This is a genomic window from Pseudoalteromonas sp. P1-13-1a (assembly GCF_001401875.1).
Taxonomy (GTDB): domain Bacteria; phylum Pseudomonadota; class Gammaproteobacteria; order Enterobacterales; family Alteromonadaceae; genus Pseudoalteromonas.
Window position 1 is genome coordinate 53,533 of record NZ_LKDV01000026.1, and the last position, 9,669, is coordinate 63,201.

A 9,669-nucleotide genomic window follows, 5' to 3' on the forward strand; every position below is an offset into this window, starting at 1 on the left:
CCTCAAATCAGGTATTAGATAAGCGGGTAAACCGCTCTACAAGAATAGCAAGTCTTCACCTTAAAAAGATGAAGACTTGATGACAGCTAATTACTCAGCTTCTACAAAGTCGTCTTTCTCAGCTTGAGCAACGATGTTGTTCTCACGACCTTCAGTGATAGCAGCTGCAACAGAGCTAGTGTAAAGGTTGATTGCACGGATAGCATCATCGTTACCAGGTACGATGTAATCAACACCGTCTGGGTTAGAGTTAGTATCAACGATTGCAACAACTGGAATACCTAGGTTGTTAGCTTCACGGATAGCAATGTGCTCGTGATCAGCATCGATAACGAAGATAGCATCTGGAAGGCCACCCATGTTTTTGATACCGCCAAGGCTCTTTTCAAGCTTTTCCATTTCGCGAGTAAGCATTAACGCTTCTTTCTTAGTTAACTTCTCGAAAGTACCGTCTTGGCTTTGCGCTTCAAGGTCTTTAAGACGCTTGATTGACTGACGAACTGTTTTCCAGTTAGTTAACATACCACCTAACCAGCGGTGGTTAACGAAGAACTGGTCGCTTTGTAAAGCAGCTTCTTTAACTGCTTCGCTTGCTGCGCGCTTAGTACCAACGAAAAGAACTTTACCTTTGTTTGCAGCAGCACTTGATAAAAACTTAAGTGCGTCGTTGAACATTGGTACTGTTTGCTCAAGGTTGATGATATGTACACGGTTACGTGCGCCGAAGATGAAAGGCTTCATCTTAGGGTTCCAGTAACGTGCTTGGTGACCAAAGTGAACACCAGCTTGAAGCATATCGCGCATTGAAACGTTTGCCATTTTGTAAATCCTCTATGTAGTTTAGGGTTAGGCCTCCACATATCCCATAGCACCAACACCGAAGTATTTAAACTTCAAATGCACCCAAGTGTATGTGACGATACGTGTGTGTGTTAAAATAAAATTGTGTTTGCCTTAAATACAAAAAATCATTTAAGAATTTATTTGTAAAAAGACGGCGCGCTTTATACCATATTAAAATTAAATACTCAACGTCGCGTGCAAAATTTGTGCGACGATAAATGTTAAAAAATGCAACTTTGGAGCCTCAATGAGCGCTGTGATCAAGACCCCTGAAGAAATTGAAAAAATGCGTGTAGCCGGGCGTTTAGCGGCAGACGTACTTGAAATGATTGAACCACATGTAGTGCCGGGTGTGACTACTGATGAGCTAAATACAATTTGTCATGATTATATTGTAAATGTGCAAGATGCTATCCCTGCGCCGTTAAATTACCACGGTTTTCCTAAGTCGGTATGTACCTCTGTAAATCATGTAATTTGTCATGGCATTCCAAATGACAAACCGTTAAAAGATGGCGATAGCGTCAACATTGATGTCACCGTAATTAAAGATGGATACCATGGCGATACCTCTAAAATGTTTCATGTAGGTACACCTAATATTCAAGGTAAGCGTCTTGCACAAGTAACACAAGAAAGCTTATACCTTGCTATAAAAATGGTAAAACCTGGTGTGCGTTTAGGCGATATTGGTGAAGCAATCCAAAAATACGCTGAGAGCTTTAATTACTCTATTGTACGTGAATACTGCGGCCACGGTATAGGTAGCGAATTCCACGAAGAGCCACAAGTAATGCACTACGGTAAAGCAGGTACAGGCGAAACCCTTAAAGCGGGTATGTGTTTAACAATAGAGCCAATGGTTAACGCAGGTAAGCGCCAGTGTAAACTTTTAAAAGATGAGTGGACTGTTGTTACACGCGACCGTAGTTTGTCTGCACAGTGGGAACATACCTTATTAGTGACTGAAAATGGTGTTGAAATTTTAACGCTGCGATCGGATGATACTATCGACAGGATTATCGAACACTAATAACAAAACCACAGCATATGATAAGTACAGCTTGTTATATGTGAAAGGTTCAATAAGGAGCCAGCCCACGTGGCATTACCCAACAAAGTAAAAAAGTTGCTTAGCGATGCTGAGCAGCTGAGCGATTATCGCGATTGTTCTAGCTATTTTTATAAGTGGTTACATAACGAATTCTCTAAGCAACCAGTTGGTAATTTAATTAATGCCCGGGCAGAGTTTATAGACCGCCTGCTAATTAAACTGTTTCATGTTTACGATTTAGCTCATGAACCTGATCTAGCCCTTATTGCTGTGGGCGGTTACGGGCGTGGCGAGTTACACCCCTACTCCGACATTGACTTTTTATTGCTCGTTACGCAACCGCCTAGCGAGCAAATCTGCGAAAAAATAGGCCAGTTTGTTACCATGCTTTGGGATCTCAACCTTGAGATAGGACACAGTGTGCGTACCATTGAACAAGCCATAGAGCAAAAGCGTGAAGACGTTACCTTTGCTACCAGCTTGCTTGAAAGTCGCCTTATTTTTGGTAACCACATTGAGTTTGAAAAACTCAAAACACATATTATCGAGACCCCCGTTTGGCGCTCCGGCGAATTTTTTGTGGCCAAAGTACAAGAGCAAAACTTACGTCATAAAAAATGCCATGGCACAGCGTATAACCTAGAGCCAAACATTAAAGAAAACCCAGGTGGACTGCGCGACTTGCAAACCATTATTTGGGTTGCTAAAAAGCACTTTAGAGCCGAAACCTTACAAGAGCTTATTAACCACGGCTACTTAACGCATGAAGAGTTTCAGGAGCTTTCAGAATGCCTAGAAAACCTTTGGAATATTCGCTTTGCATTGCATTTAGCCGCTGGGCGCTCAGAAAACCGCTTACTGTTTGACCATCAACCCAACGCCGCAGAAATACTCGGGTTTGGAAGTGATGGTAAAGCGTCAGTTGAGCGTATGATGAAACGCTTATTTAGAATAATGAGCCGCGTACGCGAGCTTAATCAAATGCTGTTATCTTACTTTGAAGAAAGTATCATGCCAGAGAGCAGCGAAGCACCGGTAATAGAGTTAGACAAAGACTTTGAACGTGTTGGCCACCAAATTAGGGTTAAAAACCCATCGGTATTTTTTAGACGCGATCAACTGTTTGTTTTGTTTGAGCATATTGCCGACAACCCCGAAATTACGCATATTTACCCAAGTACTATTCGTACCATTAGGCAAGTACGCAGGCGCCTATTAGGTGATTTACAAGATTATGCGGCATGCCGCGAAGCATTTATGCGTATTGTAAAACACCCAAACGGCATGGGCCGCGCATTTACGCTCATGCACAAGCACGGCATGTTGGCCGCCTATTTACCACAGTGGCGTAATATATTTGGGCAAATGCAGTTTGATTTATTTCATGCCTACACGGTAGATGAGCACACCCATAAATTAATCAATAATATTTACCAATATTTTGATAAATCTAAAGTGAGCGAGTTTCCTATTTGTAGTGAAATAGTAACCCGTATGGATAAGCCCGAGCTGCTTTATTTAGCGGGTATTTTTCATGATATTGCGAAAGGCCGTGGGGGCGATCATTCAGAGCTTGGATCGGTTGATGCTATTGCTTTTTCTAAATTGCATGGTTTCCCCTCATCTGATGGCAAGCTTATTTCGTGGCTCGTTGGTAACCATTTACTTATGTCGGTTACAGCACAACGTAAAGATATAAATGACCCAGGTGTAATTAAAGACTTTGCATCACGGGTAAAAAATGAGCGCCAGCTCGACTACCTCTATTGTTTAACCGTTGCCGATATACGCGCTACCAACGATAATTTATGGAATGATTGGAAAAACACGTTACTGCGCGAACTCTACCTGCATACTCAGCGCGCATTGCGCCTAGGGCTTGAAAACCCAATGGATCAACGCGACCAAATACGCGATAAAAAACACCAAGCTAAACAGCGCTTACTTAATTTGGGCTACCTAGAAAACCAAATTGATTTAATTTGGAGCCGCTTTAAAGCCAATTACTTTACTGCCTTTAGCGAGCAGCAAATATCATGGCAAAGTGAACACCTATTAAAATGCGCAGACTTGAGCCTACCCAGTGTCATTGTTTCTGATAAAGCAATGCATGGTGGCACGCAAGTGTTTGCTTATAGCCCCTACTCTGGGCCGTTATTCGCTCGCTTAGTTAGCGTAATTGGTTCTAAAAAAGCGCAAATACAACACGCGCAGGTGCTTACAACTAAAGATGGCTACGCCCTATTTAACTTTGTAATACTTGAAGTGAGCGGCGACCCTATTGCAAGTAGCCGTGCTCAGTCAATTAAACGTGGGCTTGAGCAAGCACTGAACGAGCCACGTAAAAAAATACGCTTTAAAAAGAATCGCTCGCAACGATTTAAAGACTTTAATATTAAACCCAAAATTGTACTGCGCCCACACGCGCGTAAAGATCGCAGCCTAATAGAAATTCAAGCTGTAGATATACCCGGTTTACTAACCAAAATTGCCGAAGTTTTCCAAGCGCATTTATTACACATTCACGCTGCCCGTATCACAACGGTAGGTGAACGTGCCGAGGATTTCTTTGTCGTATCAAATAACGAATACCAAGCGCTGACTGATGAAGAGCAAGCCAAAATTCATCAGGCATTACGTAAAAAATTCAACGCCGAAACAGAATAAGGACACACCATGTCAGATTTAAAAACCATGATAGAAAACGCGTGGGACAACCGCGACAACATTAGCCCAAGCACCGTGTCTAGCGATGTTAAACAAGCTATTATCGATGCACTAGAACTACTAGATAGCGGCGCTGCCCGCGTTGCTGAAAAAATATCAGGCGAATGGGTTGTACACCAATGGCTTAAAAAAGCCGTATTACTGTCGTTTCGAATTCGCGATAACCAACCAATGAACGACGGCGTAAATCAGTTTTACGACAAAGTACCGCTTAAATTTAGCGACTACACGCCGGAGCAATTTCAGCAAGGCGGTATGCGCGTAGTACCCAATGCGGTAGCGCGTAAAGGCAGCTTTGTAGGTAAAAATGTGGTACTTATGCCATCGTATGTGAACATTGGCGCATTTGTAGACGAAGGCACCATGGTTGATACATGGGCCACAGTGGGCTCGTGTGCACAAATAGGTAAGAACGTACATTTATCGGGTGGTGTTGGCATAGGCGGCGTGTTAGAGCCACTACAAGCTAACCCAACCATCATTGAAGACAACTGTTTTATTGGCGCACGATCTGAAATTGTTGAAGGCGTAGTCGTAGAAGAAGGCGCTGTAATTTCAATGGGCGTTTATATCAGCCAAAGCACCCGTATTTACGACCGTGAAACCGGCGAAATTCACTACGGCCGCGTACCAGCAGGCGCTGTAGTTGTGCCAGGCGCGCTCCCATCAAAAGATGGCACCCACAGCCTGTACGCAGCAATTATCGTGAAAAAAGTAGATCAACAAACACGCGAAAAAGTAGGCATCAACGCCCTACTACGCTCAATTGATGATTAAAATAAGCGATAAGCTTTTAGCTGTAAGCTTTTAGTTGATTTGTGTTAAACGTAGGTTGGGTTGAGTGAAACGAAACCCAACAACACATTAAAGCTTATTGCTTTAGCTAAACTTTAATTGTATATAGAAAAGCGCTAAGTCCGTATGGGATTAGCGCTTTTTAAATTCTTCTAAATGAAGTTTCAGTGCTAGAAACTTTTACATTGTAATCTAATGAACTCAAAAGAGACCTCAAGCCTTTAACAGCCAAGTCTTTGTTCTCTGATGGGCCAACTATAATCTCTTCAATTGAATTTTTAGGAAAAGGTATCGCTCTATATGGGGCTATAATGCCAGACTTTAGGGTTCTGTAGCGTAAAGGAAAAAACTCTTTCACTCCATTTTCAAGCTCTATAAAATCAATATTTGAGGAGTCTATAAAATCAAAATAACCCTTTTCAGTATTTTCATTTAATGAGACTAAACCAGGGTAAAAAAGAGTAAAACGATACTCTTCTTCATATTCGAACGCTTGATCTTTTATGCTAGCAATCTTAAAAATCGCTTCATTAAAAATTTCAATTGCAGTAATAGCACATTTTTCATTTAGGTCATTTCCACTTAAATTTGGATCTAACACATAACTTAAAACCTCAGGCAGATAGTGTTCTTCAATTAAAGAATGAAGCATTTCCTCAGTTGGTTGGTAATCAACATCATCATAGCCACTCAAAAGTTTTCTTTGCCTAAAGTACTCATCATCAAATAGCTTTTCTTTATTAAACTTTATGCAATATGAAGTTTGCTCTGACCCGTAAGTTAGCCAGTGGTTTAGGCTATCACGCTTAGTTGTAAATGAAGTGGTATAAATTTCATCAATGGTATTATTATCAATTATATTCCATAGAAAATTTAAAAAATGATTTGCGAGATGCACGTCCTTACTTCGCATTTCTTTTTGGGTAACATCTAAAGGTATATTTTTGTGTTTGGCATAAATTTCTTCGAGTTTGATTTGTGAAAACTCAGACAAACTCCCTCTGAGTGATTTTATTCTATCAATTCCTTGCTTTATTTCTCTAAAATCATTTAGATACTCTGCGTTAGTAGCCCATAAACTTTTGCTCTCTAAAATTCCCTTTAAACCATCTGCAGAAGTGTAGTGATAAACATAATCCATATTTAAAGCCTAAAAAATTCCCGAGATTAACTCCGAGTCTAACTCTTTTATACAAAACAATAAAATTGAGATGACACAAAGTACTATAACCCTGTTGGGTTTCGCTTCACTCAACCCAACCTACGGCGATAAAATTAACGCCGAGCAGCTCGTCACTGATAGCTGACAACTAGAAACTTCCATTAAACCAATAAAAAAGCACTTATAAAAATAAGTGCCTTTTAATTTGCTCAATTAACTTTTAATTACAGCGCGTTAAAAACGTCGTCTGTTTTAGCTGCGCAAATAAAGTCGTTTTTGTGTAGGCCTTTAATTGAATGGCTCCACCATGTAACCGTTACTTTGCCCCACTCGGTTAATAAACCAGGGTGATGGCCTTCATCTTCTGCCATATCGCCTACTTTGTTAGTAAACGCCATAGCTTGCTTAAAGTTTTTAAACTTATAAACACGCTCTAGCTGCATGATGCCGTCGCGTACCTCGGGTACCCAGTCTGGGATTTTAGTAATTAATTGTGCAAGCTCTTCGTCAGATACTTTTGGTGCATCTACGTGGCAAGCTTCGCATTTTTGTTCACTTAATGAAGACATTTTAAATCCTTACTTTAGCGTTTCTTTTTAAATTAAAGTTAACTGGCTAATTTTTCTTTTGGTGGAAATTTTGGGTCGTGCAAACCAAGCGCTTTAGCTTGCTCAACCAAAGACATAATGTCCATTTGCGATATATCAAACAGATCATGAATCGAATTAATGGTGTAGTACTGTGGTTGCATAATATCAATGCGGTACGGCGTACGCAGCACATCAATGACGCTCATGGGCGTTATCTCTGGTGTATCTGAATACACGTATTGCGTTTCACCCGGGCTTGATAAAATACCGCCGCCATAAATACGCAGGCCGTTTTCGGTTTGCATTAAACCAAACTCAACCGTAAACCAATACATACGTGCAAGGTACACGCGATCTTTTTTCTGCGCTGCGTACCCTAATTGGCCATATTTGTGTGTAAATTCGGCAAAGTCAGGGTTGGTTAGCATGGCGCAGTGGCCAAATATTTCATGAAAAATATCTGGCTCTTGAAGGTAGTCAAACTCTTCGCGGCTACGAATAAACGTGGCTACCGGAAATTGTTTGTTAGCCAACAACCTAAAAAACTCGTCAAAATCGATAAGCGCAGGTACAGGCGCTACTTGCCAACCAGTAGAGGCAAGAAGCACTTCGTTAAGTTCGCTTAACTGCGGTATACGATCCAGAGGTAGGTTTATTTTTTTAAGCCCCTCCATATATTCATCGCACGCTTTGCCTTCTATGCACGCAAGTTGGCGTGCTACAAGCTCAGACCAAATTTTATTTTCTTCTTCGCTCCAATGTATAACACCATTTTCATCAGGTGTTTTAGAGGTGTACTTACTTGCTTTAGCCATAATAACCTTCTTGGGGTTAAGCCCTAAATGTGTGTCAGTGTGATACTCAAGATGAGTGAATATCTAATGCAGCCATACTATGCAAAAGTGAAGAAAAGTTTAATAGTTAAGCGTATATCGACATTTGGCACGATCACCTAAACTGTAAATTTAAAATTACACTAAAGGAACGAATAGTAAACACCTCCATTTACAAAGGCCTTAAAAGCCAAATGCTCCGTATATAATTAAATACACCTAACCAATTTTGGTAAAAGCTTGGTTTAAATCACTAATAATGTCGTTAACATCTTCAAGCCCTACTGAGAGCCTTATTAAGCCATCACTTATGCCTGCGGCTGCTCGCTCCTCGGGTGTATAAGGCGAGTGGGTCATTGATGCCGGGTGTTGAATAAGCGTTTCAGCATCACCTAAACTTACAGCAAGCGTGCAAAGCTTCATGCTATCAATAAACTGCGCCCCCTGAGCAAGGGTGCCCTTAATTTCAAATGCAATAACGCCACCTGCAGCTTTCATTTGATTGCCTAGGTATTTGTTACCAGGATGCGATTTAAGCCCGGGGTAATAAACAATATTAACCTGTGGATGCGCCTCTAAATATTCGGCAACCGTTTGCGCGCTTTGACAGTGACGCTCCATGCGTATGGCTAAGGTTTTTAAGCCACGGTTTATTAGCCAAGCGTCGTGCGGGCTTATGGTTGCACCAATATCTTTAAGTACCGTCATTTTTATTAAGGTAATGTGCTCTTGCGTTCCGCACACAAGCCCGGCTACTACATCACCATGGCCGTTTAAGTATTTGGTAGCGCTGTGCATAATAATATCTATCCCATATTGCTTAGGTGATTGCAGCAGCGGCGTTAAAAAGGTGTTGTCGACCACACTTATTAAATTGTGCTCTTTTGCAACTGCGCCAATCAGTGCCAAATCAATAACCGCCATAGTGGGATTAATTGGCGTTTCTACAAATATCATTTTTGAATTAGGTTTAATGGCAGCGCGGAGTTCATCCTCGCAGGTCATATCAACAAACGTGACTTCGATTCCCCAGCGCGGCAACATATGTGCAAAAAACGCGAACGTACAACCGTATAATGCACTTGATGCAACAAGGTGATCGCCCTGCGATAAAAAGCTCAATACCGATGCCGATACAGCCCCCATACCTGTAGCCGTCGCCGCTGCAGCTTCGCAGCCCTCTAACTGTGCTACTTTTTGCTCAAGTTCGGTGGTGGTTGGGTTACCTAAGCGGGTGTAAATATAACCTGGCTCTTCGCCTGCAAAACGAGCAGCGCCTTGTGCGGCGTTTTCAAAATGAAAGGTAGAGGTTTGATACAAAGGCGACGTGAGTGCGCCGTGCGGATCGTTTGCTTTTTGTGGGCCGTGAATGCATTGGGTATTAATATGATGCTTGCTCATTATGGGATCTCGTTTTTATTATGTGTGTCAATTACATAAATAAAACGCACCGCAGTTTAAATCACAAGCATGCCGGATGCTCAGACGGCTATTTGTACAAAAACCGCTCAGCGCGGTTTTGTACACAAATATTGCCACGCTGTTTTAGGGTCTGTTGATCTTTGCGGGTTAAAACTTGTTCAAACTAGGGGCTATTTAATCGCGGCGCGAGGTTTGTAACCTAGTGGGCTCGATAACTGCTCCTGCGTTATTCTAATGACTTAC

Annotated in this window: 8 protein-coding genes; 3 read left to right on the forward strand and 5 right to left on the reverse strand. The window is 41.6% G+C overall.

What is annotated here, in order from left to right; genetic code table 11:
- Positions 1–90: 90 nt before the first annotated feature.
- Positions 91–819 (reverse strand): 30S ribosomal protein S2, encoded by a 729-nt coding sequence (gene rpsB, locus AN391_RS15090; protein ID WP_004586918.1) that lies wholly within the window; start codon positions 817–819, stop codon positions 91–93.
- A 238-nt stretch (positions 820–1,057) separates the two neighbouring features.
- On the opposite strand from rpsB, the gene map reads away from it, so the two are divergent.
- The 3 genes from map (at position 1,058) to dapD (ending at position 5,401) form a co-directional block, all read left to right on the forward strand.
- The gene (gene map / locus AN391_RS15095) at positions 1,058–1,876 is read left to right on the forward strand and encodes a type I methionyl aminopeptidase (RefSeq protein ID WP_268795581.1); all 819 of its coding nucleotides are present in this window, start codon (positions 1,058–1,060) and stop codon (positions 1,874–1,876) included.
- Positions 1,877–1,945: 69 nt separating this feature from the next.
- Positions 1,946–4,564: a [protein-PII] uridylyltransferase gene (gene glnD / locus AN391_RS15100; RefSeq protein ID WP_055016170.1), complete on the forward strand. Its 2,619-nt coding sequence runs from the start codon at positions 1,946–1,948 to the stop codon at positions 4,562–4,564.
- Positions 4,565–4,573: 9 nt separating this feature from the next.
- A complete protein-coding gene (gene dapD / locus AN391_RS15105) occupies positions 4,574–5,401 on the forward strand; it encodes a 2,3,4,5-tetrahydropyridine-2,6-dicarboxylate N-succinyltransferase (RefSeq protein ID WP_055016171.1) in 828 nt (275 codons plus the stop codon).
- A gap of 160 nt (positions 5,402–5,561) precedes the next feature.
- On the opposite strand, the gene AN391_RS15110 is transcribed toward dapD, so the two are convergent.
- The 4 genes from AN391_RS15110 to megL all read right to left on the reverse strand — a co-directional run bounded on the left by AN391_RS15110 (position 5,562) and on the right by megL (position 9,405).
- On the reverse strand, positions 5,562–6,560 hold the full coding sequence (locus AN391_RS15110) for a DUF2971 domain-containing protein (RefSeq protein ID WP_055016172.1): 999 nt from the start codon (positions 6,558–6,560) through the stop codon (positions 5,562–5,564).
- 245 nt (positions 6,561–6,805) lie between these two features.
- Complete coding sequence (locus AN391_RS15115; protein ID WP_055016173.1) at positions 6,806–7,150, reverse strand: 4a-hydroxytetrahydrobiopterin dehydratase; 345 nt, start codon at positions 7,148–7,150, stop codon at positions 6,806–6,808.
- A 38-nt stretch (positions 7,151–7,188) separates the two neighbouring features.
- A complete protein-coding gene (phhA, locus tag AN391_RS15120) occupies positions 7,189–7,986 on the reverse strand; it encodes a phenylalanine 4-monooxygenase (RefSeq protein ID WP_055016174.1) in 798 nt (265 codons plus the stop codon).
- A gap of 237 nt (positions 7,987–8,223) precedes the next feature.
- Entirely contained in the window at positions 8,224–9,405 is a 1,182-nt protein-coding gene (gene megL / locus AN391_RS15125) for a methionine gamma-lyase (RefSeq protein WP_055016175.1), read from the reverse strand.
- Between the last annotated feature and the right edge of the window lie 264 nt (positions 9,406–9,669).